This window comes from Burkholderia sp. ABCPW 111, assembly GCF_000773065.1.
In the GTDB taxonomy this organism is placed as follows: Bacteria; Pseudomonadota; Gammaproteobacteria; order Burkholderiales; family Burkholderiaceae; genus Burkholderia; species Burkholderia savannae.
Genome location: NZ_JPWT01000050.1, coordinates 38456 through 61630, shown reverse-complemented (window position 1 = coordinate 61630; position 23175 = coordinate 38456). Strand labels below are relative to the sequence as shown.

At 67.1% G+C, this 23175-nt stretch carries 21 protein-coding genes; 3 read left to right on the top strand and 18 right to left on the bottom strand.

The features are described from left to right. Positions 1 to 10: 10 nt before the first annotated feature. Together X946_RS06590 and X946_RS33355 are read right to left on the bottom strand one after the other, a co-directional pair. Entirely contained in the window at positions 11 to 1903 is a 1893-nt protein-coding gene (locus tag X946_RS06590) for a S53 family peptidase (RefSeq protein ID WP_038745023.1), read from the bottom strand. Beyond that, positions 1900 to 2160, bottom strand: coding sequence for a hypothetical protein (locus X946_RS33355; protein ID WP_145986752.1), 261 nt, complete (start codon positions 2158 to 2160; stop codon positions 1900 to 1902). The genes X946_RS06590 and X946_RS33355 overlap by 4 nt, the downstream gene beginning before the upstream one ends. A gap of 248 nt (positions 2161 to 2408) precedes the next feature. Here X946_RS33355 and ppsR point away from each other — a divergent pair, with 248 nt between their 5' ends. After that, positions 2409 to 3227: a posphoenolpyruvate synthetase regulatory kinase/phosphorylase PpsR gene (gene ppsR, locus X946_RS06585; RefSeq protein ID WP_038745021.1), complete on the top strand. Its 819-nt coding sequence runs from the start codon at positions 2409 to 2411 to the stop codon at positions 3225 to 3227. A 241-nt stretch (positions 3228 to 3468) separates the two neighbouring features. Here ppsR and X946_RS06580 read toward each other — a convergent pair whose 3' ends face one another. From X946_RS06580 to rpsB, 16 genes are all read right to left on the bottom strand, one after another. After that, positions 3469 to 4257, bottom strand: coding sequence for a TrmH family RNA methyltransferase (locus X946_RS06580; RefSeq protein WP_038745019.1), 789 nt, complete (start codon positions 4255 to 4257; stop codon positions 3469 to 3471). Continuing rightward, positions 4254 to 4889, bottom strand: coding sequence for a ribonuclease HII (rnhB, locus tag X946_RS06575; RefSeq protein WP_038745016.1), 636 nt, complete (start codon positions 4887 to 4889; stop codon positions 4254 to 4256). Before rnhB ends, X946_RS06580 begins: the two co-directional genes overlap by 4 nt. Continuing rightward, positions 4889 to 6055, bottom strand: a complete 1167-nt coding sequence (gene lpxB / locus X946_RS06570; RefSeq protein WP_038745014.1) for a lipid-A-disaccharide synthase — start codon at positions 6053 to 6055, stop codon at positions 4889 to 4891. Before lpxB ends, rnhB begins: the two co-directional genes overlap by 1 nt. A gap of 3 nt (positions 6056 to 6058) precedes the next feature. Beyond that, a complete protein-coding gene (lpxA, locus tag X946_RS06565; RefSeq protein ID WP_038745011.1) occupies positions 6059 to 6847 on the bottom strand; it encodes an acyl-ACP--UDP-N-acetylglucosamine O-acyltransferase in 789 nt (262 codons plus the stop codon). A 55-nt stretch (positions 6848 to 6902) separates the two neighbouring features. Then, complete coding sequence (gene fabZ, locus X946_RS06560) at positions 6903 to 7370, bottom strand: 3-hydroxyacyl-ACP dehydratase FabZ (protein WP_038745009.1); 468 nt, start codon at positions 7368 to 7370, stop codon at positions 6903 to 6905. Between the two features lie 151 nt (positions 7371 to 7521). Further along, the gene (gene lpxD / locus X946_RS06555; protein WP_038745007.1) at positions 7522 to 8607 is read right to left on the bottom strand and encodes a UDP-3-O-(3-hydroxymyristoyl)glucosamine N-acyltransferase; all 1086 of its coding nucleotides are present in this window, start codon (positions 8605 to 8607) and stop codon (positions 7522 to 7524) included. 16 nt (positions 8608 to 8623) lie between these two features. Next, entirely contained in the window at positions 8624 to 9127 is a 504-nt protein-coding gene (locus X946_RS06550) for an OmpH family outer membrane protein (protein WP_038745004.1), read from the bottom strand. Positions 9128 to 9194: 67 nt separating this feature from the next. Continuing rightward, positions 9195 to 11504, bottom strand: a complete 2310-nt coding sequence (bamA, locus tag X946_RS06545) for an outer membrane protein assembly factor BamA (protein ID WP_081989394.1) — start codon at positions 11502 to 11504, stop codon at positions 9195 to 9197. A gap of 64 nt (positions 11505 to 11568) precedes the next feature. After that, the gene (rseP, locus tag X946_RS06540; protein WP_038745002.1) at positions 11569 to 12960 is read right to left on the bottom strand and encodes an RIP metalloprotease RseP; all 1392 of its coding nucleotides are present in this window, start codon (positions 12958 to 12960) and stop codon (positions 11569 to 11571) included. A gap of 17 nt (positions 12961 to 12977) precedes the next feature. Then, entirely contained in the window at positions 12978 to 14174 is a 1197-nt protein-coding gene (locus tag X946_RS06535) for a 1-deoxy-D-xylulose-5-phosphate reductoisomerase (protein WP_038744999.1), read from the bottom strand. Positions 14175 to 14188: 14 nt separating this feature from the next. Continuing rightward, positions 14189 to 15010 (bottom strand): phosphatidate cytidylyltransferase, encoded by an 822-nt coding sequence (locus tag X946_RS06530; protein WP_038744998.1) that lies wholly within the window; start codon positions 15008 to 15010, stop codon positions 14189 to 14191. Continuing rightward, on the bottom strand, positions 15004 to 15786 hold the full coding sequence (locus X946_RS06525) for an isoprenyl transferase (protein ID WP_038744996.1): 783 nt from the start codon (positions 15784 to 15786) through the stop codon (positions 15004 to 15006). The genes X946_RS06530 and X946_RS06525 overlap by 7 nt, the downstream gene beginning before the upstream one ends. 47 nt (positions 15787 to 15833) lie before the next feature. Continuing rightward, on the bottom strand, positions 15834 to 16394 hold the full coding sequence (frr, locus tag X946_RS06520; protein WP_038744994.1) for a ribosome recycling factor: 561 nt from the start codon (positions 16392 to 16394) through the stop codon (positions 15834 to 15836). Positions 16395 to 16484: 90 nt separating this feature from the next. Then, on the bottom strand, positions 16485 to 17198 hold the full coding sequence (gene pyrH, locus X946_RS06515) for a UMP kinase (RefSeq protein WP_004193606.1): 714 nt from the start codon (positions 17196 to 17198) through the stop codon (positions 16485 to 16487). Between the two features lie 178 nt (positions 17199 to 17376). Beyond that, positions 17377 to 18258 (bottom strand): translation elongation factor Ts, encoded by an 882-nt coding sequence (gene tsf, locus X946_RS06510; RefSeq protein WP_038744992.1) that lies wholly within the window; start codon positions 18256 to 18258, stop codon positions 17377 to 17379. A 182-nt stretch (positions 18259 to 18440) separates the two neighbouring features. Further along, the gene (gene rpsB, locus X946_RS06505) at positions 18441 to 19184 is read right to left on the bottom strand and encodes a 30S ribosomal protein S2 (RefSeq protein WP_038744989.1); all 744 of its coding nucleotides are present in this window, start codon (positions 19182 to 19184) and stop codon (positions 18441 to 18443) included. Between the two features lie 456 nt (positions 19185 to 19640). Between rpsB and map the strand changes: the two genes are divergently transcribed. Together map and X946_RS06495 are read left to right on the top strand one after the other, a co-directional pair. Continuing rightward, positions 19641 to 20456, top strand: coding sequence for a type I methionyl aminopeptidase (map, locus tag X946_RS06500; RefSeq protein WP_038744986.1), 816 nt, complete (start codon positions 19641 to 19643; stop codon positions 20454 to 20456). Between the two features lie 140 nt (positions 20457 to 20596). Next, positions 20597 to 23173: a [protein-PII] uridylyltransferase gene (locus X946_RS06495; RefSeq protein WP_038744984.1), complete on the top strand. Its 2577-nt coding sequence runs from the start codon at positions 20597 to 20599 to the stop codon at positions 23171 to 23173. The last annotated feature ends 2 nt before the right edge of the window (positions 23174 to 23175 follow it).

The following is a 23175-nucleotide window of genomic DNA, read 5'->3' as shown; positions in this document are numbered from 1 at the left end:
GCGCCGGGCCCTATCGCGCGAAATCCGCCGTCTTCTTGACGAATGCGGCGAGGTTCCCGATGTCGAAGCTGCCGAAGCCCGTCACCGGGTCCCAGCCGGTGCCCGCCTTGTAGCCGTAGCCGCCCGAGCCGTTGTTGCCGGACGTCACGTCGTGCACCAGCGTGCCGTTGGACGGAACGTAGCGATAAAGGCTCGCGAGCGGAAAGCCGAGCCGGTTGCCATTGTCGGATTGCAAGCGCGCCCAGATCCCCGTGAAGATCGGCGCGGCGAGGCTCGTGCCGCCCCACTGCTCGATCTGCCCGTTCACGTAGACGTGCGCGCCGCTGCGGCCGTCCGCCTCGAACGCGACGTCCGGCACCGCGCGCGTCCTCGCCGACGTGCCGAGCACGCTGCGCTGCCACGCCGGCACCGCTTCGTTCTTGCTGTAGCCGCCGCCCGTCGCCCACAGGCGCTGCGTCGAATCGTAACTGCCGTACGGATCGTACACGCCGATCGGCTGCAGCCCCTCGTTCCACGCGGCTTCACCGGCGTAGGCGCCCGTCGATTTGTCGGTCGACAGCGTCGTGCCGCCGACCGCGACGACGTACGGCGACGTCGCGGGCTCGCTCACCGAATAGTTCGATCGCGCCGGCACGCCCTGCCCGCCGGAAACGCGGCTCACGCTGCACTCGTACGCGCCGGCGTCGCCCGCCGCGACGGCGAAGGTCTGCCCCTGCGCGACCGCGCTCTTGAAGATCCGGTCGTCGGCCGCCTGCGTGCCGGCGGCGCGCGCATCCGCCTCGCACACGCCGAGCGACACGTTGATGACCTTCGCGACGTTGTCGATGACGGCCCGGTTATATGCTTCGGTGATGTCGGTCAGCAACATCGACGGCGCCGCGTAGAACACGATCCCCTTCACCTGCCCGCCCGCCGCGCCGACGATCGCCTGGCTGTCCATGTCCCACTCGCTCAGGCCCGAGTTGTCGCTGTAGTCGCTGCCGGGCGGCCCGGTGCGCGTGACGCTCGCGGCCACGCGCGCGAGCCCCGCTTTCGCCGCGAAGGTGCCGAGATCCCGCAGCACGGGCGCCGCGTCGCCCGCCATGATGACGCCGACCGTCGTCTGCGACGCCGTCGGCGTCGAGCCCGCGCGGTAGATTTGCGAGAATTCGAGCGGATCGTGGCCCGTCAGCACCGGCGTGCCGCTCGCGGCCGCGTTCGCGGTCGCGTCGCTCGCGCGCGCCGCAAGCGACGCCTTCGCGCCGCCGACGGCGCCCGTCACGGCCGCCCGGCGGTTGTACGTGTGCGCGAGCGTCGCGCTGTCGAGCCCGAGCACCGCGCCGACGATGCTGCCGAGCGCGGCCGGCACCTGCGCCGTGTCCTGGTTCGCGTGCACGCGCCGGCCTTCGAGCGTGAAGCTCTTCAACCGCGTGTTGAACGCCGTCTTGACCGCGGCCGCGGTGCCCGTCGCCGAGATCAGCAGCCGGTTCGGCGACACCTGGATGTCGCGAAATCCGGACCGGCGCAGATGCGCTTCGACGAGCGCGACCTGCTGTTGCGTCGGCGCGTACTGCGCGGCGAATTCGGCGGGCGTCAGATGCCGGCCGTACGCGGCGTTGCCGGGCGTATGCAGATCGCGCAGAAAGCGATCGAGCCTCGCTTCGTCGTTGAGATTGAGACTGACGACCACCCGCACCGGCTCGCCGGGCGCCGCGTCGATCGCCTTGCCGGCCGCAAACGTCGCCGCCGACGCCTGCTGCGGGAATGCCGGATACGCGCGGGTCTGCGTATCGACCCACGCCGGCGCGGCGGCGTGCGCCGTCAGCGTGGTCGCGGCGCAAAACGTCGCCGCGCAAATCGCACGCTTCGCTTGCGAAGCGCGAGGGTTGGCCCATTTTCTTGACGTCATTTCGTCGTTCCTCATTTGGTTTGAATAAAGTCGAAACTCAAACAAATCGAACCGCCGAACTGCTCGAGTACCACTGCCCCACGACTGCTGTCCGCACGCATGCGCCGCCGCTCCTCCGGCCTCGCCCGCGATGCGGCAATGAACGAATGCCGCCGCCCGTCCACGCCAAGGGCCGATCGGCAATCAGTAGGATTCCGAATCAACCAAGGCAACTCGACAAACTGATTTGCGCGGCGAAAACATTCATTCGGCGACATGATACGGCTCGCCATTGCCACCTTTCGAACAGCATTACGAAATATTACAGATCATTCCGATGAATGCACGCATCGACTATTGCTCAATACGCAAATGCTTATCGTCGAATCCGGATTGATCGTTCGTCATATCGTCGAGCGGCGCGACGCTCGGGCGCCGCCGGCGACGCTTCGCCGTCGCCCGGACCGCGCGCCCGCGCCTGCTAGAATGACCGCTTCCCGGCCGCGCGCGGCCGCCACGCACACGCTCGACGCTCCGATTCATGCTTCCAACCGTATTCATCGTCTCCGACGGCACCGGGATCACCGCCGAAACCTTCGCGCATTCGATCCTGTCCCAGTTCGACCAGAAGTTCCGGCTCGTGCGCGTGCCGTTCATCGATTCGCTCGAGAAGGCGTACGGCACCGTCCAGAAAATCAACGACACCGCGCAGCACGACGGCCGCCGGCCGATCGTGTTCACGACGCTCGTCGACGGCGAATCGAACGAGATCGTCAAGCGCTCGAACGCGCTCGTGCTCGACATGTTCCAGCGCTTCGTCGAGCCGCTCGAACAGGAGCTGCAGCTGAAGTCGAGCCATGCGATGGGCCGCGTTCACCAGAACGCGGACACCGATGAATACAAGACGCGGATCGAAGCGATCAACTTCTCGCTCGCGCACGACGACGGCCAGTCCAACCGCAATCTCGCCGACGCGGACGTGATCCTGATCGGCGTGTCGCGCAGCGGCAAGACGCCGACCAGCCTCTATCTCGCGATGCAGTACGGCGTGAAGGCGGCAAACTATCCGCTGATCCCGGAAGACTTCGAGCGCGGCAAGCTGCCGACGCCGCTCCACCCGCACCGCGACAAGCTGTTCGGATTGTCGATCGACCCGATGCGCCTCTCCGAAATCCGCAACGAGCGCCGCCCCGGCAGCAAGTACGCCGCGCCGGAGAACTGCCGCTACGAAATCAACGAGGCGGAAGCGATGATGCGGCGCGAAGGGGTCAAATGGCTGTCGTCGACGCACAAGTCGATCGAGGAGATCGCGACGACGATCCTGCAGGAAATCAAGCTCGAGGAACGGCAATCGTATTGATGCAGGCCCGCGACGGCGGCGATGCAAGCGCCGCTCGCGCGCCGCGGCGCTTGCGCCCCCCCAACGCCGCTGCATCCGGCATGCGCGGCGACGCGCGTCACCCGCGGCATCATTGATCGGCATCGCGATGCCGGCCGCCGACATCGCGAGCATCGCGTTTCAGGCCGTGCGCCGCGCAAGCGCACTCACCGCGCCTAGCGCGCCAATCGCGTAACAGAAGAGAGAAGGAAACGCGCGTGCGTCACACGCCGCGCGCGCGTTGCTGCCGACACTGCTCAAAAAGACAAATCGCCGCCGCAGCAGCCACGTTCAACGATTCCATCCCGCCCGGCTGCGGAATCGTCACGCGATGCGTCGCCGCGTCGCGCCAGCGTGCGGATACGCCCGCCCCCTCGTTGCCGAACACCCACACGACCGGCCCGGACAAATCACAGTCGTAGATCGCGCGCGCGCCGTGCGAATCGGTCAGCGCGACCGGGGCCGCGAGCCGCTCGATCAGCGTGTCGGCGGCGACGTCCTCGTGGATGTCGAGCAGAAAGTGCGCGCCCATCGCCGAGCGCAGCACCTTCGACGACCACGCATATGCGGTGCCCGGTGTGCAGAACGCCTGCTTCACGCCCGCCGCGGCCGCGCTGCGCAGGATCGAACCGACGTTGCCCGCGTCCTGCACGCCGTCGAGCACGACCGCCGTGTGCGCGACGCGCTCCGGCAGCGCGGGCGCCGGCCGGGCGACGAGCAGCAGCAGACCGACGCCGTGGACGACGTTCGACAGTTGACCGAAGAGCGCATCGGGCAGCGTGACGAGCCGCGCCGGCTCGACGCGCGCGACGATCTCGCGCGCCTCCGCGTGCGCGAACGCGCCGTCGGTGACGACGCACAGCTCCGGCTGCCCGGCCGCATCGAGATAGGCGCTCGCGAGATGGAGCCCCTCGAGCAGCGCCTGGCCGCCGCGGCGCTGCTGATGCGTCGAGCCCGCGAGCGCCTTCAGGCGCTTGTACAGCGGATTGTCGCGGGAAGTGATTGCTTTCATCGAATCAGATCGAACGCCGCGCGCACGGGCGCGAACGAACGGCGGTGATGCTCGCACGGGCCGTGCTCGCGCAGCGCCGCGAGGTGTTTCGGCGTGCCGTAGCCCGCATGAACGTCGAATCCGTACATCGGGAACTGCGCGTGCAGCTCGACGAGCATCCGGTCGCGCGTGACCTTCGCGAGAATCGACGCGGCCGAGATGCTCGCCACGAGCGCGTCGCCGCCGACAATCGCCTCGCTGCGGATCGCAAGCGTCGGACAGCGGTTGCCGTCGATCTTCGCGAGCGTCGGCCGCACCGCGAGCCCTTCGACGGCGCGCTTCATCGCAAGCATCGTCGCGTGCAGGATGTTGAGCGTATCGATTTCCTCGACGCTCGCCGACGCAACGCAGTACGCGAGCGAATGCGCGACGATTTCGTCGAAGAGCCGCTCGCGCTTCTTCGCGGACAGCGCCTTCGAATCGTCGAGCCCCACGATCGGCCGCGCCGGGTCGAGCACGACGGCGGCCGCGACGACGGGCCCGGCGAGCGGGCCGCGCCCGGCTTCGTCGACGCCGCAGACGATCTCGCCCGGCGCATCGAACTCGAGCGCCGGCTGGGCCGCGGCACCACGGGATTTGCGAGTCGCGGCCATCAGCGCGGCTTCCTGTCGTCGATCACGCGCGCGACGGCCTCCGCCGCGCGCTGCGCGGTGTTCTGGCGCAGCGCGAGATGCATGTCGGTAAAGATTTCGGTGAGCGCGCGGCGGTTCGCGTCGTCGCGCAACTGCGTGAGCGTCGCGTCGGCGAGCGCGTCGGGCGTCGCGAAGTGTTGCAGCAGCTCGGGCACGACGAAGCGGCCCGCGAGAATGTTCGGCAGCCCGACGTACGGCAGGTAGCCCTGCCGGCGCATGATCTGCCCGGTGAGCCAGGGCACCTTGTACGAGATCACCATCGGCTTCTTGAGGAGCGCCGCCTCGAGCGTCACGGTGCCGCTCTTCACGAGGATCGCGTCGGCCGCCGTCATCGCGACTTGCGCGCGCCCCTCGGTCAACGTGACCGACAGCAACGGATGCGCGTCGACGAGCGGCTGCAGCAGCTCGCGCAGCGCGGGCGTCGCGGCCGGCACGATGAAACGCACGCCGGGCTCGCGCTGCTGCATCAGCTCCATCGCGTCGAAGAACGTCGGGCCGATCAGCTCGATCTCGGAGCGGCGGCTGCCCGGCAGCACCGCGATCACGGGGCCGCTCTCCGGAAGGCCGAGCGCGATCCGCGCGCCGTGCATGTCGGGCTCGAGCGGAATTTCGTCGGCAAGCGGATGGCCGACGAACGTCGCCGCGACGCCCGCCTTCTCGAGCAGTTCGGGCTCGAACGGGAACAGGCACAGCATGTGGTCGACGGCCTTGACGATCTTCTTGATCCGCCCCCCGCGCCACGCCCAGATCGACGGGCAGACGAAGTGGATCGTCGGGATGCCCGCGCCGCGCAGCGCCTGCTCGAGGCCGAAGTTGAAGTCGGGCGCGTCGATGCCGATGAACGCGTCGGGCGGCTCGGCGAGCAGTTGACGCTTCAGCTCGCCGCGAATGCGCAGGATTTCGGGAATGTGCTTGAGCGCCTCGACGTAGCCGCGCACCGCGAGCTTTTCCATCGGCCAGTGCGCGTCGAAATCCACGGCGGTCATGCGCGGCCCGCCGATCCCGTAATAGCGGGACGATGCGGGCAGCCGCGCATGCAGCCCGCCGAGGAGCGACGCACCGAGCAGATCGCCCGACGGCTCGCCCGCGACGAGCGCGACGCGCAGCGGTGTGAGTTGGAACGCCATCGTTCAGCGAATGATGCCGCGCTGCGACGTCTCGACGAAGTCGGCTAGCGCCTTGACGGCCGCGTCGCCGTCGCCGCCCGCCTGCGCGAGCTCGCGCAGCTGGATCTTCGCCTCTTCGAGCGACAAGCCGTTCTTGTACAGTATCCGGTACGCGCTGCGCAGCGCGGAGATCGCATCGGGCGAGAAACCGCGGCGGCGCAGCCCCTCGACGTTGATTCCGTGCGGCTCGGCCTTGTTGCCCGCGGCGATGACGAAAGGCGGAATGTCCTGCACGAGCGCCGACGCGCCGCCCAGCATCGAATGCGCGCCGATCCGCACGAACTGGTGGACGCCCGACATCCCGCCGACGATCGCCCAGTCGCCGATCTCGACGTGCCCCGCCATCTGCGCGTTGCTCGACAGGATCACGTGGCTGCCGACGCGGCAGTCGTGGCCGATATGCACGTACGCCATGATCCAGTTGTCGTCGCCGAGCGTCGTGACGCCCGTGTCCTGCACGGTGCCCGTGTGAATCGTCGTGAATTCGCGGATCGTGTTGCGATCGCCGATCACGAGCTTCGTCGGCTCGTCTTTGTACTTCATGTCCTGCGGACGGCCGCCCACCGACGCGTAATGGCCGATGCGATTGTCTTCGCCGATCGTCGTATGGCCTTCGATCACGCTGTGCGAACCGATCGTGGTCCGCGCGCCGATCGTCACGTTCGGACCGACGATCGCATACGGGCCGATCTCGACCGTCTCGTGGATCTGCGCGCCCGGCTCGATGATCGCCGTGGGGTGAATCCTGCTCATGCGCCGTTGCCTCTCAATGTCTATGTCGCGTTGCGTAGCCTTGCGCGCCGCGCGCTCAGGGCGCCGCGTCGGCCGTCTTGACCGTGCACATCAGCTCGGCTTCCGCCGCGACCTTGCCGTCCACTTCCGCGACGGCCTTGAACTTCCAGATGCCGCGAATGTAGCGCTCGAACGTCACGTTCAGGATCAACTGGTCGCCCGGCTCGACGACGCGCTTGAAGCGCGCATTATCGATGCCGACGAAGTAGTACAGCGTATTCTCCGGGTCCTTCGGCTGCGCCTCGGCAAACGTGAGGAGCGCGGCCGCCTGCGCGAGCGCCTCGATGATCAGCACGCCCGGCATCACCGGCCGCTTCGGGAAATGGCCTGTGAAGAACGGCTCGTTGACCGTCACGTTCTTCAACGCTTTGATGGACTTGTGCGGCTCGAGTTCGAGCACGCGATCGACGAGCAGAATCGGATAGCGGTGCGGCAGCAGCGTGAGGATCTTATGGATGTCGAAGTTGATTTTTTCAGAGCTCATGGTGGTTCGTCTCACGCAATGGTTGGGTTGCGCGGTGATGACTGCAAATGCTGATGCGGGCCGCGTCGGGGAAAACGGCGCTCGGTTCGGTCGGCCGGCGCGCCGGGCAGCCTGCAAGCTGCCCCGTGCGATCCCCGGCCGACGCGTGGGTTCATGCGCCGCCGGCGTCGCCTTCCCGCGCGGCCAGCGCGATCTCGAGCGCCTTGATCCGGTCGCGCAATTTGTCCAGGTTGCGCACGAGCGCCGCGCTCTTGTTCCAGTCGCCGTGCTCGACGGCCGGAAACGCGCTCGTATAGATGCCCGCCTTCGGCAGCGACTTCGATACGCCGGACTTCGCGGTAACGATCACGCCATCGCCGAGCGTCACGTGGCCCGCGATGCCCACCGCGCCGCCGATCATGCAATGCCTGCCGATCGTCGTGCTGCCCGCGATGCCCGCGCAGCCGGCGATCACCGTGTACGCGCCGATCCGGCAGTTGTGGCCGATCTGCACGAGGTTGTCGATCTTCACGCATTCTTCGATGACGGTGTCCGCCATCGCGCCGCGGTCGATCGTCGTGTTCGCGCCGATCTCGACGTCGGGGCCTACCTTCACGCCGCCGACCTGCGGAATCTTGACCCAGGCGCCCGTGCGCGCATCGCCTTCGCCGACGAAATCCGGCGCGAAGCCGAAGCCGTCGGAGCCAATCACGGCGCCCGAATGGACGATCGCGCGCGGCCCGAGCGTGCAGCCATGATAAATCGCGACGTTCGGATACAGGTGCGAGTCGTCGCCGATCCGCGTGCCGCGCCCGACGAACACGCTCGCATCGAGCTGCACGCGCTCGCCGATCACGGCGCCCGCCTCGACCGTCACGTGCGGGCCGATCACCGCGCTCGCGGCGACCTGCGCGGCGGGATCGATCGTCGCGCTCGGATGCACGCCGGCGGCGCGCTGCGGTGCAGCGAGATCGATGAACATCTGCGCGACGCGCGCGAAGTACGCGTACGGATTCGGCGTGACGATGAAGTTGCGGCCGTTCGCGGCCGCGCCGAGCTTCTCGAGATCGCGCGGCGCGATCAGCACCGCGGCGGCGCCCGTTGTCTCGACTTGCGCGAGATATTTCGGATTCGCGAGGAACGCGAGCTGCTGCGGGCCCGCCTGATCGAGCGGCGCGAGACCGCCGACCTCGCGCCCGCCGTCGCCGACGATCTCGCCGCCGAATCGCGCGACGAGCGCCTCAAGCGTCAATGCCATTCGACGTTCGCTCCGTTCAGTTCGACAGGCTCGAAGGCGACGAGAGCGCCTTCAGCACCTTGTCGGTGATGTCGATGCGCGGACTCACGTACACCGCTTCCTGCACGATCAGATCGTAGTTCTGCTGCTCGGCGATCTGCTTGATCACCTTGTTCGCCTTGTCGAGCACCGCCGCGAGCTCTTCGTTGCGACGCTGGTTCAGATCCTCGCGAAACTCGCGCTGCTTGCGCTGGAAATCGGTGTCGAGCTGCGCGAGGTCGCGCTGCTTCTGCGCACGCTCGTTGGCCGACAACGTCGGACCGTTCTTGTCGAGCGCGTCGGACATCGACTTCAGGCGCGCGGCCATGTCCTGCAGATCCTTGTCGCGCTTCGCGAACTCGGCTTCGAGTTTCGTTTGCGCGGCCTTGGCGGGCGCCGACTCGCGCAGGATCCGATCCGAATTGACGGCCGCGATCCGCGCGACGTCCTGCGCGTGCGCGAGCGTCGCGCCGAGCGCGGCGGCAAGCGCCAGCGCGCACATCACTCGTTTCGAAAACTTACCGGTTAGCAAGATTACCCTCTCGATGCTGTAGTCAGTGCCTGATCGATCAGAACGCCGTTCCGATCTGGAACTGGAATTTCTGATACTGATCGCCTTCGTGCTTCTGCAGCGGGAAGCCCAAGCTCAGCTTGAGCGGCCCGATCGGCGAGATCCACGCAAGACCGATACCGTAGCCGTAGCGCAGGCCGTTCGCGCCCGTGCTCGTGCCGCCCGGCGCGTTGCCCCACACGTTGCCGCCGTCGAGGAACGTGAACACGCGCAGCGTGCGGTCGTAGCCCGTGCCCGGCAGCGGGAACGTCAGCTCGATGTTGCCGACGATCATCTTCGAGCCGCCGATCGGATCGTTCGTCTTCGTGTCCCGCGGGCCGAGCGAGCTCGGCTCGTAGCCGCGCACGGAGCCGATACCGCCCGCGTAGTAGTTCTTGAAGATCGGATACGGGTTGCCGATGCCGTTGCCGTAGCCGCCTTGCAGGTTCAGGCCCAGGATGAAGCCGCGCGCGAACGAGTAGTAGTACTGCGCCTGCACGTCCGCCTTGTAGTACTGGATCTTGCCGACCGGCACGCCGTATTCGATGTTCGCCTGCGTGAAGTAGCCGCGGCTCGGGATCAACGCGCTGTCGCGCGCGTCGCGCGACCAAGCGACCGTCAGCGGCACCGTGTTCGACACGCGGCCGAATTGCTGCACGTAGTCCTGATACGACTGCGGCGTATTCGTATCGACGTCGAGGCGGTTCTGCTCGAAGCCCGCGCCGAAATAGACCGTATCGGTTTCCGAGAACGGGATGCCGAACTTCAGGTTGCCGCCCGCCGTGATGATCCGGAAGCTCGAGTTCGTCGAGTAATAGAGCGGCTGGTACGTGCGGTAGAACACGTCGGTGATCCGCTTGATGCCGTCGACGGTGAAGTACGGATCGACCTGCGTGACGGTCAGCGTGCGGTAGCTCTTCGCGGTGTTCACGTTCACCGCAAGGCTCGTGCCCGAGCCGAACACGTTGTCCTGCGAGATGCCCGCCGACAGCACGACCTTGTCCGTCGACGAGAAGCCCGCGCCCAGCGTGATCGCGCCCGTCGGCTTTTCGGCGACCTTCACGTTCACGTCGACCTGGTCGTTCGTGCCCTCGACGGGAACCGTCGTCACGTCGACGTCGGTGAAGTAGCCGAGACGGTTGACCCGGTCCTTCGACAACGCGAGGCGGCTCGAATCGAACCACGAGCTCTCGAGCTGGCGCATTTCGCGGCGCACCACTTCGTCGCGCGTGCGCGTGTTGCCGACGATGTTGATCCGCCGCACGTACACGCGGCGGCTCGGATCGACGACGAGCGTGAGGCCGACCTTGTGCGACGCCTGGTCGATCTCGGGCTGCGCGTTCACCGTCGCGAACGCATAGCCGTACTGGCCGAGCTTGTCGACGATCGCCTTCGTCGTCTGCTGCAGCTTCTCGGCCGAGAAGCGGTCGCCCGGCTTGATCTTGACCAGCTTCTCGAGCTCCGCCTGGCGATCCAGCAGATTGCCCGCGAGCTTCACGCTCGATACCGTGTACGGCTCGCCTTCGTGCAGCGTCACCGTCAGGTACATGTCCTTCTTGTCGGGCGAGATCGACACCTGGGTCGACTCGATGTTGAACTCGAGATACCCGCGGTTCAGGTAGTACGAGCGCACGTTCTCGAGGTCGCCCGTCAGCTTTTCCTTCGAGTACAGGTCGTTCTTCGTGTACCACGAGAACCAGTTCGGGGTCGACAGCTGCATCTCGTCGCGCAGCGTGCCCGTGCTGAACGTCTTGTTGCCGATGAAATTGATCTGGCGGATCTTCGCGCTCGGGCCCTCGGCGACCGAGAACAGGATCGACACGCGGTTCGCGTCGACGGGCGTGACCGTCGTCGACACTTCCGCCGCGTAGAAGCCGCGCGTCAGGTACTGGCGCTTGAGCTCCTGCTCGGCCTTGTCGACGAGCGACTTGTCGTAATAGCGGCCCTGCGACAGGCCAACCGCCTTCAGCGCCTTGTTCAGGTTGTCCTTGTCGAATTCCTTGATGCCGGTGAAATCGATCGATGCGATCGCCGGACGCTCCTGCACCTGGACGATCACGACGTTGCCCTGCGTCGCGATCCGCACGTCGTTGAAGAAGCCCGTCGCGTACAGCGCGCGAATCGCTTCGGATGCCTTGTCGTCGGTGAACGTGTCGCCCTGCTTGATCGGCAGGTACGCGAACACGGAACCCGCCTCGACGCGCTGCAAGCCTTCGATCTTGATGTCCTGCACCACGAAGGGCGCCGCTGCGTGCGCCGCGAGACCATGCGCGGCGAGCGCCGCGGCAGCAACCGTCTTAGGTACGAAGCGATGAGGTTTGAACAACATGCATCCCCAGTGTTTAAGCTTGCATCAGATCAGGCGGCCGCCCTTGCGGCTACCGCCCGACGCGTCAAAAATGGATCAACCGAGCCAGATCGTTGAACAGCGCGATCGCCGACAGCGCGACGATGCAGATCAATCCCGCTCTTTGCAGAATCAGTTGCCAGCGCTCCGATACGGCCTTGCCGGTCGCGGCTTCAACCAGATAATATAACAGATGCCCCCCGTCCAAAACGGGAATCGGCAGCAAGTTCAGCACGCCGAGGCTAATGCTGACAAGGGCGAGGAACGATAGGAACGCCGACCATCCGAGCCGCGCGCTCTTGCCCGCATAGTCCGCGATCGTCACGGGCCCGGACAGATTCTTCAGCGACGCCTCGCCCGTCAGCATCCTGCCGAACATCTTCAGCGAATAAACCGAGATGTCCCACGTGCGCCGCACGCCGAGCTCGATGCTCTCGAGCGCGCCGTAGCGCACGTCGACGGACGGCGTCTGCAGCGCGAGCGCGGCGCCGATGCGGCCCACTTCCTTGCCCGTCTCGTCGTCGCGCTGCGCCTGCGGCACGATCGACACCGTGCGCTCGACGCCCGCGCGCTCGATTCTCAACGAGAGCTTACGGCCCGCGTGCGCCTTCACGTCGTCGATGAAGCGCGTCGAGCCGCCGATGCGCGCGCCGTCGAGCGCGACGAGCTTGTCGCCCGGCCCGAGCCCCGCCTGCTGCGCCGCGCCGCCCGGCAGCACCGACGTCACCGTCAGCGACCCGCCGCCCGGCTCGAAGCCGAGACGCGTCATGAATTCGTCGTCGACGTCGCGCTCGGTGACGCCGTGCAGATCGACGCGGAAATCGTACGTCGTGCCGTCGGCGCGATTGCGCGCGCCGAGCACGACGTCCTTGCGGTCGAACGCCGCGCCAAGCAGCTTCCAGCGCAGGTCGGACCACGAGCGCACCGGCTCGGCCTCGCCGCCCCGCGCGTCGCCCGCGCGCGCGTCGCGAATCGACACGATCGTCTCGCCGCCGTCGAAACCTGCAACCGCGGCGGGCGTGCCGGCCGCGGGCGGTGCGACGATCGCCGCGGGCTCGGTCACGCCCGTCGCGAACACGAACGAAAAGAGCGCAATCGCAAGCAGGAAATTCGCGATCGGGCCGGCCGCGACGATCGCGATGCGCTTGCCGACCGGCTGCCGGTTGAACGCGCGCGGCAATTCGTCCGCGCGGATGCCTTCGCCCGGATCGCGCTCGTCGAGCATCTTCACGTAGCCGCCGAGCGGCAGCGCGGACAGCGTCCATTCGGTGCCCGTCGTCTTGCTGACCCAGCGCGCGACGGGCGCGCCGAAGCCGATCGAGAAGCGCAGCACCTTGACGCCGCACCAGCGAGCGACGCGGTAATGCCCGTACTCATGCACGACGACCAGCACGCCGATCGCCACCGCAAACGCGATCAGTTCGACCAGCACGTTCATGAGCGTATCGACTCCATTCAGGCGGCCCGCTCGACGCCGGGCGCGGGCAGTTTGTCGATGAACGCGGCCGCCGCGCGACGCGCGTCGGCGTCGGCGCCGATCACGTCGTCGAGGCCGCTCGGCGTGCGGTTGGCAAGCCCGTTCAGCACCGCCTCGACCGTCTGCGCGATCGCGGTGAAGCGAATGCGCCGCGACAAAAACGCGTCGACCGCGATCTCGTTCGCCGCATTGAGCGCCGTGCTCGCAATGCCGCCCGCCTCGAGCGCCTGGATCGACAGCGCGAGGCACGGGAAGCGCGCGTAGTCGGGCTTCTCGAACGTGAGCGTCGCGATCTGCGCGAGATCGAGCGGCGCGACGCCCGCGTCGACGCGCTCGGGAAACGCGAGCGCGTGCGCGATCGGCGTGCGCATGTCGGGATTGCCGAGCTGCGCGAGCACCGAGCCGTCGCGATACGACACGAGCGAATGGATCACGCTCTGCGGATGGATCAGCACGTCGATCCGCTCGCTCTGCAGGCCGAACAGCCAATGCGCCTCGATCACCTCGAGGCCCTTGTTCATCATCGTCGCCGAGTCGACCGAGATCTTGCGGCCCATCACCCAGTTCGGGTGCTTGCACGCCTCGTCGGGCGTCACGTCGGCGAGCGTCGCGGGCTCGCGCGTGCGGAACGGGCCGCCCGACGCGGTCACGATGATCTTCGCGATCCCGCCGCGCTCGGCCGCGTCGCGCGGCATGCACTGGAAGATCGCGTTGTGCTCGCTGTCGACGGGCAAGAGGATCGCGCCATGGTCGCGCACCGCGTCCATGAAGATCGCGCCCGACATCACGAGCGATTCCTTGTTCGCGAGCAGCACGCGCTTGCCCGCGCGCGCGGCGGCGAGGCTCGGCGCGAGCCCCGCCGCGCCGACGATCGCCGCGACGACGGTGTCGCAGCCGTCGCTCTTCGACACGTCGACGAGCGCCTGCGGGCCGTGCGCGACCTGAGTCTTGCTGCCCGCGGCGCGCAATTGCGCGTCGACCCGCGCGGCGGTTTCGGCGTCGCCGACCACCGCGACGTCGGGCGAAAAGCGCAGGCACTGGGCGACGAGCTTGTCTCCGTTGCGGTGGGCAGTGAGCGCGTGAACCGCGAAGCGCTCCGGATGACGCGCGACGACGTCGAGCGTGCTGTCTCCGATCGAGCCCGTCGAACCGAGCAATGTCAGACGTTTATGCATAGTAGAGTCTAGTTTTAACCGAGCAGCAGCATGGCGAGCGGCAGCACGGGCAGCAGCGCGTCGACGCGGTCGAGCACGCCGCCGTGGCCCGGCAGCAGCCCGCTTGAATCCTTCACGCCCGCCTGGCGCTTCAGGAGCGACTCGAACAGGTCGCCGACGATGCTGAACGCGACGAGAACCGTCAACGCCGCGAACCCACCCGCCGCGCCGTAATGCGCGACGAACGCCGAATAAAGGGTCGGCTCGAACGCGTGCGCCGCGACGGCCGCACCGGCGACCGCCATCACCGCGAGCCACCCGCCCGCCGCGCCTTCCCAGGTCTTGCCCGGGCTCACGGACGGCGCGAGCTTGCGCTTGCCGAATCTCTTGCCGGCAAAGTATGCGCCGATATCGGCGAGCCACACCACCAGCAACAGCGACAATACGAAGGGTACGCCTTGTGCGCGCGCCGCGACGAGCGCATGCCAGCACGCGGCAAAGACGACGAGGCCCGCCGCGAGCAGAAACGGCTTCCACGCGCGCCCGGCGAGCGCCGGCTTGCGCCAGAGCGCGTACGGGCCGGCCAGCAGCCAGAACACGCCCGCCGCCTCGAAGAGCGGCCGCGCGGCCTGCGCGCCGATGCCGAGCCGCGTGCTCGCAGCGAGCGCGAGCGCCGCGACGGCCGCGTAGGCAACGGGGCCGACGCCGCCCAGCCTCAGTAGCCGCCCCCATTCCCACGCGGCGAACACGAGCACGAGCGCGATCAGCGCGCCGAACGCGGAAAGCGGCGCGAACAGCGTCACGGGCAGCAGCACTGCCAGCAGCACGACCGCCGTGATGACACGGGTCTTCAGCATGAAAGGGAGTCGGCGTCCTGAGCCTGGGGTTCGAGCTGCGCGCTCGTGCGGCCGAAGCGGCGTTCGCGGTGCGTGTACGACGCGAGCGCCTCGGTAAGCGCGTCCGCGTCGAAATCCGGCCAGAATTTGTCGGTGAAGTAGAACTCGGTGTACGCGAGCTGCCAGAGCAGGAAATTGCTGATCCGCTGCTCGCCGCCCGTGCGGATGAAGAGATCGGGCTCCGGCGCGTAGGACATCGCCAGATGGCGGGCGAACGCGTCCTCGTCGATCTCGACCGCGCGCCCTTCGCGCGCCGCCTCGTCGACGAGCTTCTGCGTCGCCTGCAGGATGTCCCAACGTCCGCCGTAGTTCGCGGCGATCGTGAGCGTGAGGCGCGTGTTGCGGGCGGTTTTCGTTTCCGCGCGGCGGATGAGCGCCTGGATGCGCGGCTCGAACTTCGTCAGGTCGCCGACGACGCGCAGCCGGATGCCGTTCGCGTGCAGCTTGCCGACCTCGCGCTCGAGCGCGGTGATGAACAGGCGCATCAGGAACGACACCTCGTCGTTCGGCCGGCGCCAGTTCTCCGAGCTGAACGCGAAGAGCGTCAGGTATTCGACGCCCATGCGCGCGCATCCCTCGACGACGGAGCGCACCGCGTCGACGCCGCGCGTGTGTCCCGCGACGCGCGGCAGGCGGCGCTCGGTCGCCCACCGGCCGTTGCCGTCCATGATGATCGCGATGTGACGCGGCACGGCGGCGACGTCAGGCACGCGAACGGTAGAGCTGGTATAAGTCATGGCCGCTGAGACTGTAGCTGCGGGAAAAAGTGCGACGCAACGTGGCGTCAGACCGTCATGATCTCCGCTTCCTTGCTTTGGACGAGCTTGTCGATCTCCGCGACGTGCTTGTCGGTCAGCTTCTGCACGTCGTCGCTCGCGCGGCGCTCGTCGTCCTCGGAGATTTCCTTGTCCTTGACGAGTTTCTTCAACTGCTCGTTCGCGTCGCGGCGCAGGTTGCGCACGGCCACCTTCGCCGTTTCGCCCTCGCTCTTGACGACCTTCGTCAGTTCGCGGCGGCGCTCTTCGGTGAGCGCCGGCATCGGCACGCGGATCAAGTCGCCCGCCGTCGCCGGGTTCAGGCCCAGATCGGCCTCGCGGATCGCCTTCTCGACCTTCGCGACCATGTTCTTTTCCCACGGCTGCACGCCGATCGTGCGCGCGTCGACGAGCGTCAGGTTCGCGACCTGCGAGATCGGCACCATCGAACCGTAGTAGTCGACCTGCACGTGATCCAGCAGACCGGTGTGCGCACGGCCCGTGCGGATCTTCGCCAGATCGTTCTTGAACGCTTCGATCGAGCGCTGCATCTTCTGCTCGACGCCCTTCTTGATATCAGCGACACTCATTTCAACCTCCGAACCTTCCGAACTTCAAAACGATGCGGGCAATGGCCATAGGCGGCGCACGGCGCCGCCGCCTCCCGCATCGGCGAGAGTTTACACGTGGACGAGCGTGCCCTCGTCCTCACCTTGCACGATACGTTTGAGCGCACCCGGCTTGTTGATCGAAAACACGCGGATCGGCAGCTTCTGGTCGCGGCAAAGCGCGAACGCCGTCGCGTCCATCACCTGCAGGTTGCGGCCGATCGCCTCGTCGAAACTGATCGACGAGTAGCGCGTGGCGGACGGGTCCTTCTTCGGATCGGCCGAATAAACGCCGTCGACCTTCGTCGCCTTCAGCACCACTTCGGCGCCGACTTCCGAGCCGCGCAGCGCGGCCGCGGTGTCCGTCGTGAAGAACGGGTTGCCCGTGCCCGCCGCGAAGATCACCACCTTGCCCTCCTCGAGCTGACGGATCGCGCGCGGGCGGATGTACGGCTCGACCACCTGGTCCATCCGCAGCGCCGACTGCACGCGCGCCTCGATGCCCGCGTGGCGCATCGCATCCTGCAACGCGAGCGCGTTCATCATCGTCGCGAGCATCCCCATGTAGTCGGCCGTCGCGCGGTCCATGCCGGCCGCGCCTCCCGCGACGCCGCGGAAGATGTTGCCGCCGCCGATCACGACCGCGAGCTGCGTGCCGAGACGCACGACTTCCGCGATGTCGGCAACCATCCGCTCGATCGTCGCGCGATTGATGCCGAAGGCATCGTCGCCCATCAGAGCTTCGCCGGAAAGTTTGAGGAGGACGCGTTTATAGGCATTGGGCATAGGGACTTCCGAGCGACGAGAGGATGACAAGCACGAACTGTAGGGGCGAAATGCTGATTCGAGCAAGCGCCGCCGGGCCGGGCTGGCTGAAAGCCCCGTCCGGCGCCGCTGCCGGCCGCGGCGGAACGGTCGTCCGCCGCGGGTCAAGCGTACTGCTGGTTACCGCTTTTACGACTGGTTACTGCTGCTTCGCGGCGGCGACCTGCGCGGCCACTTCCGCCGCGAAGTCGTCCTGACGCTTCTCGATGCCTTCGCCGACGACGAACAGGGCGAACTTCTGCACCGCCGCGCTCGCGGCCTTGAGCATCTGTTCGATCGTCTGCTTGTCGTTCTTCACGAACGGCTGGTTCAAGAGCGACACTTCCTTCAGGAACTTCTGGACGCTGCCGTCGACCATCTTCGCGACGATTTCGGCCGGCTTGCCCGATTCCGCGGCCTTCTGCTCGGCGACGCGGCGCTCCTTCTCGATCAGGTCCGCCGGCACTTCGTCCGCCGACAGCGAGACCGGCTTCATCGCCGCGACGTGCATCGCGACGTCCTTGCCGACCTGCTCTTCGGCGCCCGTGTACTCGACGATCACGCCGATGCGGCTGCCGTGCAGGTACGTCGCGAGCTTGTTCGACGTCTCGAAACGGACGAAACGGCGGATCGAGATGTTCTCGCCGATCTTGCCGACGAGCGCGAGTCGCACTTCGTCGACCGTCTTGCCGTCGAGCGCCAGCGCCGACAGCGCGGCGACGTCGGCCGGGTTCTGCGTCGCGACGAGTTCCGCGACCTGCTTCGAGAACGCGAGGAAGTCGTCGTTCTTCGCGACGAAGTCGGTTTCGCAGTTCAGCTCGACGAGCGCGCCCGCGTTGCCGCCGACGAACGATGCGACGACACCTTCCGCCGTCACGCGCGACGCCGCCTTGCTCGCCTTGTTGCCGAGCTTCACGCGCAGCAGCTCTTCGGCCTTGGCCATGTCGCCGTCGGCTTCCGTCAGCGCCTTCTTGCACTCCATCATCGGTGCGTCGGTCTTCGCGCGCAGTTCTGCCACCATGCTTGCGGTAATTGCCGCCATCATTCGCTCCTTGAGTCTGTATTCACAACGCCGCCCGCGCTTCGACGCAAGCGGCAGGCATTCGTTTCCGGGCATCCGCGCATTTTTTGCGGTGCATCGCCCCGGATCGGCCGCCCGAAAAAAAGCGGCTTAAAAAAAGGGGGCCTGTTGAGAGCCCCCTTTTTGCGCCGGCTCGGGGCCGGTTACGCGTTTTCCTCGACGTACTCGTCGTCGCCGCCGCGCACCGCCTGGACCACTTCGTTGACCGCATTCGCACGGCCTTCCAGGATCGCGTCAGCCACGCCTTCCGCGTACAGCGCGACTGCCTTGCTCGAGTCGTCGTTGCCCGGGATCACGTAGTCCACGCCTTCCGGCGAGTGGTTCGTGTCGACCACGGCGATGACCGGCACGCCCAGCTTGTTCGCTTCGGTGACGGCGATCTTGTGGTAGCCGACGTCGACGACGAAGATCGCGTCCGGAATGCCGCCCATGTCCTTCACGCCGCCGATCGACTTCTGCAGCTTCGCGATTTCACGTTCGAACAGCAGCGCTTCCTTCTTGCTCATCTTTTCGAGCTCGCCCGCCTCGACCGCCGCCTCCATGTCCTTCAGGCGCTTGATCGACACCTTCAGCGTCTTGAAGTTGGTCATCATGCCGCCGAGCCAGCGTGCGTTCACGTACGGCATGCCGGCGCGCTGCGCTTCCTGGGCGATCGTGTCGCGCGACTGGCGCTTCGTGCCGACGAAGAGGATCGTGCCCCGATTCGCCGCCAGCTGACGCACGTACTTCTGTGCATCCGAGAACATCGGCAGCGTCTTTTCGAGGTTGATGATGTGAATCTTGTTGCGGTGACCGAAAATGAAGGGAGCCATCTTCGGGTTCCAGAAGCGCGTTTGGTGACCGAAATGGACACCCGCCTCCAGCATTTGGCGCATCGTAACTGCCATGTAAATTCTCCACGAGGGTTTGGGTCTTAAGCCGGCTGCCGTATCATGGCGCGACGACGGACACTGCTCCGCTCCTCGCGCCGCGACACCCTGGGTGCGCCGGCTTGCGATTCGGCGCGCGCTCTTCGAAAACCCACCTTGAAAACCGTTCGAAAGCTTCGCGCCCAGCCTTCGCCGCCACCGCCGCGCCCGAACGGAAAACTCGAACGTTCCCGAGCAAGGCAAAAATAGCGATTCCAGCATCGACTTAGCCAATAAGTATAGCACGCGAGCGCGACGGCTCTCAAGTCGCCCTCCGCTTTCGCCGCGCCGGCTTCATGCGAGCGCCTCCGCCGGACGGCCCGCGCGCGACTCGCGAACGCGCCCGGTTTCGCGCCGCGGCCGCCCGCGAAAGGCTGCGACGGCGGGAATAAGGTGCGATAATTGCGCAATTCACCGCATTTCAGGCATCGACCCATGGCCATTACGCTCAAAAACGAACACGACATCGCGCAGATGCGCATCGCCTGCCGTCTCGCGAGCGAAGTGCTCGACTACATCACGCCGTTCGTCGTCGCGGGCGTGACGACGGGCGAACTCGATCGCCTTTGCCACGAGTACATGGTCAACGTGCAGGGCACCGTGCCCGCGCCGCTCAACTACCAGCCGCCCGGCTACCCGCCGTTCCCGAAGGCGATCTGCACCTCGGTCAACGACGTGATCTGCCACGGCATTCCGGGCGACAAGACGCTCAAGAACGGCGACGCGCTCAACATCGACATCACCGTCATCAAGAACGGCTATTTCGGCGACACGAGCCGGATGTTCATCCTCGGCGAAGGCTCGATTCTCGCGAAGCGCCTCGTGCAAACCACCTACGAATGCATGTGGCTCGGCATCGACCAGGTGAAGCCCGGCGCGCATCTCGGCGACATCGGCAACGCGATCCAGAAGCACGCGGAAGCGCAGGGCTACAGCGTCGTGCGCGAATACTGCGGCCACGGCATCGGCACGGTGTTCCACGAGGACCCGCAGGTCGTCCACTACGGGCGGCCCGGCACCGGCATCGAGCTGAAGCCCGGCATGATCTTCACGATCGAGCCGATGATCAACGCCGGCAAGCGCGACATCCGCACGATGCCCGACCAGTGGACCGTCAAGACCCGCGACCGCAGCCTGTCCGCGCAGTGGGAGCACACGATCCTCGTCACGGAAACGGGCCACGAGGTGCTCACGGTATCGGCCGGCACGCCGGCGCGCCCGACGTTCGCCGCGCCGGCGACGGCGGCCTGAGCGCGTTGCCGCGCGCCTCATCCGCGTTGCCGTTCGCTTTGCCCGTTTCGCTTGTTTCGCTCGTTTGTTTGCCCGTTTAGCCAGGTAGCCGCTCGCGTCGTCGCGCGCGGCCGTTCAACCGCCCAATCCGATTGCCGCCCATGAGCGCATCCGTCGCCGCGCCGCCCTCCGCGCTGTCGCGCAAAGCCGAATTCAAGGCCGCGAAAGCCGAACTGCTCGCGCGCTTCAAGACCGCGGCCAACGTCACGCCGCTGATGCACGCGCTGTCGCGCGCGACCGACGACGCGCTGCGCCGCCTGTGGCACGAATGCGGGCTGCCCGCGACGCTCGCGCTCGTCGCGGTCGGCGGCTACGGGCGCGGCGAGCTGTCGCCGCATTCGGACGTCGACATCCTCGTCCTCTTGCCCGACTCGCACGCGAGCGAGCTCGACGAGCGGATCGAACGCTTCATCGGGATGGCGTGGGATCTCGGGCTCGAGATCGGCAGCAGCGTGCGCACGGTCGGCCAATGCATCGAGGAGGCCTCGCAGGACGTCACCGTGCAGACGTCGCTGCTCGAGGCCCGCCGCATCGTCGGCAGCACGGCGCTCTTCGAGCGCTTCATGCTGCACTACCGCGAGGCGCTCGACGCGCGCGCGTTCTTCCAGGCGAAGGTGCTCGAGATGCGCCAGCGCCATGCGAAGTTCCAGGACACGCCGTACAGCCTCGAGCCGAACGTGAAGGAAAGCCCGGGCGGCCTGCGCGATCTGCAGACGATTCTCTGGATCGCGCGCGCGGCGGGCTTCGGCAGCAGCTGGCGCGAACTCGACACGCGCGGGCTCATCACCGATCGCGAGGCGCGCGAGCTGCGCCGCAACGAAAATTTCCTGAAGACGCTGCGCGCGCGGCTGCACGTGATCGCCGGGCGGCGGCAGGACATCCTCGTGTTCGATCTGCAGACGCAGGCGGCCGAGAGCTTCGGCTACGAGCCGACGCCCGCGAAGCGCGCGAGCGAGCAGTTGATGCGGCGCTACTACTGGGCCGCGAAGGCGGTCACGCAGCTCGCGACGATCCTGATCCAGAACATCGAGGCGCAGCTCTTCCCGGCGACGAGCGGCGTCACGCGCGTGCTGTCGCCGGGGCGCTTCGTCGAGAAGCAGGGGATGCTCGAGATCGCCGCGGACGACGTGTTCGAGCGCCACCCGGACGCGATCCTCGAAGCGTTCCTGCTGTACGAGGCGACGCGCGGCGTGAAGGGGCTGTCCGCGCGCACGCTGCGCGCGCTCTACAACTCGCGCGACGTGATGAACAACGCGTGGCGGCGCGATCCGCGCAACCGGCGCGCGTTCATGCAGATCCTGCAACAGCCGGAGGGCATCACGCACGCGTTCCGGCTGATGAACCAGACGAGCGTGCTCGGCCGCTATCTGCTGAACTTCCGGCGAATCGTCGGCCAGATGCAGCACGACCTGTACCACGTGTACACGGTCGACCAGCACATCCTGATGGTGCTGCGCAACATCCGCCGCTTCGCGGTCGCCGAGCACGCGCACGAATACCCGTTCTGCAGCCAGCTCATCGTCAACTTCGAGCGGCCGTGGGTGCTGTACGTCGCCGCCCTCTTCCACGACATCGCGAAGGGCCGCGGCGGCGACCACTCGACGCTCGGGATGGCCGACGCGCGGCGCTTCTGCCGCGAGCACGGCATCGAGGGCGACGACGCGGCGCTCGTGGTCTGGCTCGTCCAGCATCACCTGACGATGAGCCAGGTCGCGCAAAAGCAGGACACGAGCGATCCGGAGGTGATCAAGCGCTTCGCGGATCTCGTCGGCAGCGAGCGGCGGCTCACGGCGCTCTACCTGCTCACCGTCGCCGACATCCGCGGCACGAGCCCGAAAGTGTGGAACACGTGGAAAGGCAAGCTGCTCGAGGATCTCTATCGCGCGGCGCTCGCCGTGCTGGGCGGCGCGCAGCCTGACGCGCATTCGGAGCTGAAGACGCGGCAGGAAGAGGCGCTCGCGCTGCTGCGTCTCGAGACCGTGCCGCCCGACGCGCACCGCGCGCTGTGGGATCAGCTCGACGTCGGTTACTTCCTGCGCCACGACGCGGCCGACATCGCGTGGCAGACCCGCATGCTGTACCGGCACGTCGAGGCCGACACGGCGATCGTCCGCGCGCGGCCGTCGCCCGTCGGCGACGCGCTGCAGGTGCTCGTCTACGTGAAGGACCGCTCGGACCTGTTCGCCGGCATCTGCGCGTACTTCGACCGCAACGGGCTGTCGGTGCTCGACGCGCGCGTGAACACGACGCGCCACGGCTATGCGCTCGACAACTTCATCGTCACGCAAACCGAGCGCGACGTGCAGTACCGCGACATCGCGAATCTCGTCGAGCAGCAGCTCGCCGCTCGCCTCGCCGAATCCGCGCCGCTGCCCGAGCCGTCGAAGGGGCGGCTGTCGCGGCTGTCGCGCACGTTCCCGATCACGCCGCGCGTCGACCTGCGGGCCGACGAGCGCGGTCAGTACTACATTCTGTCCGTGTCGGCCAACGACCGGCCGGGCCTTCTTTATTCGATCGCGCGCGTGCTGGCCGAGCACCGGGTCGGCGTCCACGCGGCGCGGATCAATACGCTCGGCGAACGCGTCGAGGACGTCTTCATGCTCGACGGCACCGGCTTGTCCGACAGCCGTCTGCAGATCCAAGTCGAAACCGAGTTGCTGCGCGCGATCGCAGTGTGAGT

Excerpts from the sequence above, each read along its gene's own strand:
- rpsB (WP_038744989.1), bottom strand. The coding sequence starts at position 19,184 with ATGGCAGTTACGATGCGCCAAATGCTGGAGGCGGGTGTCCATTTCGGT.
- X946_RS06525 (WP_038744996.1), bottom strand. The coding sequence starts at position 15,786 with ATGACTTATACCAGCTCTACCGTTCGCGTGCCTGACGTCGCCGCCGTG.
- lpxD (WP_038745007.1), bottom strand. The coding sequence starts at position 8,607 with ATGGCATTGACGCTTGAGGCGCTCGTCGCGCGATTCGGCGGCGAGATC.
- frr (WP_038744994.1), bottom strand. The coding sequence starts at position 16,394 with ATGAGTGTCGCTGATATCAAGAAGGGCGTCGAGCAGAAGATGCAGCGC.
- rseP (WP_038745002.1), bottom strand. The coding sequence starts at position 12,960 with ATGAACGTGCTGGTCGAACTGATCGCGTTTGCGGTGGCGATCGGCGTG.
- pyrH (WP_004193606.1), bottom strand. The coding sequence starts at position 17,198 with ATGCCCAATGCCTATAAACGCGTCCTCCTCAAACTTTCCGGCGAAGCT.
- X946_RS06550 (WP_038745004.1), bottom strand. The coding sequence starts at position 9,127 with ATGTGCGCGCTGGCGCTTGCCGCCGCGCTCGGCGCGACGCTCGCGCAC.
- X946_RS06535 (WP_038744999.1), bottom strand. The coding sequence starts at position 14,174 with ATGCATAAACGTCTGACATTGCTCGGTTCGACGGGCTCGATCGGAGAC.
- X946_RS06495 (WP_038744984.1), top strand. The coding sequence starts at position 20,597 with ATGAGCGCATCCGTCGCCGCGCCGCCCTCCGCGCTGTCGCGCAAAGCC.
- lpxB (WP_038745014.1), bottom strand. The coding sequence starts at position 6,055 with ATGGCGTTCCAACTCACACCGCTGCGCGTCGCGCTCGTCGCGGGCGAG.
- lpxA (WP_038745011.1), bottom strand. The coding sequence starts at position 6,847 with ATGAGCAGGATTCACCCCACGGCGATCATCGAGCCGGGCGCGCAGATC.
- fabZ (WP_038745009.1), bottom strand. The coding sequence starts at position 7,370 with ATGAGCTCTGAAAAAATCAACTTCGACATCCATAAGATCCTCACGCTG.
- X946_RS33355 (WP_145986752.1), bottom strand. The coding sequence starts at position 2,160 with ATGGCGAGCCGTATCATGTCGCCGAATGAATGTTTTCGCCGCGCAAAT.
- bamA (WP_081989394.1), bottom strand. The coding sequence starts at position 11,504 with ATGTTGTTCAAACCTCATCGCTTCGTACCTAAGACGGTTGCTGCCGCG.
- ppsR (WP_038745021.1), top strand. The coding sequence starts at position 2,409 with ATGCTTCCAACCGTATTCATCGTCTCCGACGGCACCGGGATCACCGCC.
- map (WP_038744986.1), top strand. The coding sequence starts at position 19,641 with ATGGCCATTACGCTCAAAAACGAACACGACATCGCGCAGATGCGCATC.
- X946_RS06580 (WP_038745019.1), bottom strand. The coding sequence starts at position 4,257 with ATGAAAGCAATCACTTCCCGCGACAATCCGCTGTACAAGCGCCTGAAG.
- X946_RS06590 (WP_038745023.1), bottom strand. The coding sequence starts at position 1,903 with ATGAGGAACGACGAAATGACGTCAAGAAAATGGGCCAACCCTCGCGCT.
- tsf (WP_038744992.1), bottom strand. The coding sequence starts at position 18,258 with ATGGCGGCAATTACCGCAAGCATGGTGGCAGAACTGCGCGCGAAGACC.
- X946_RS06530 (WP_038744998.1), bottom strand. The coding sequence starts at position 15,010 with ATGCTGAAGACCCGTGTCATCACGGCGGTCGTGCTGCTGGCAGTGCTG.
- rnhB (WP_038745016.1), bottom strand. The coding sequence starts at position 4,889 with ATGGCCGCGACTCGCAAATCCCGTGGTGCCGCGGCCCAGCCGGCGCTC.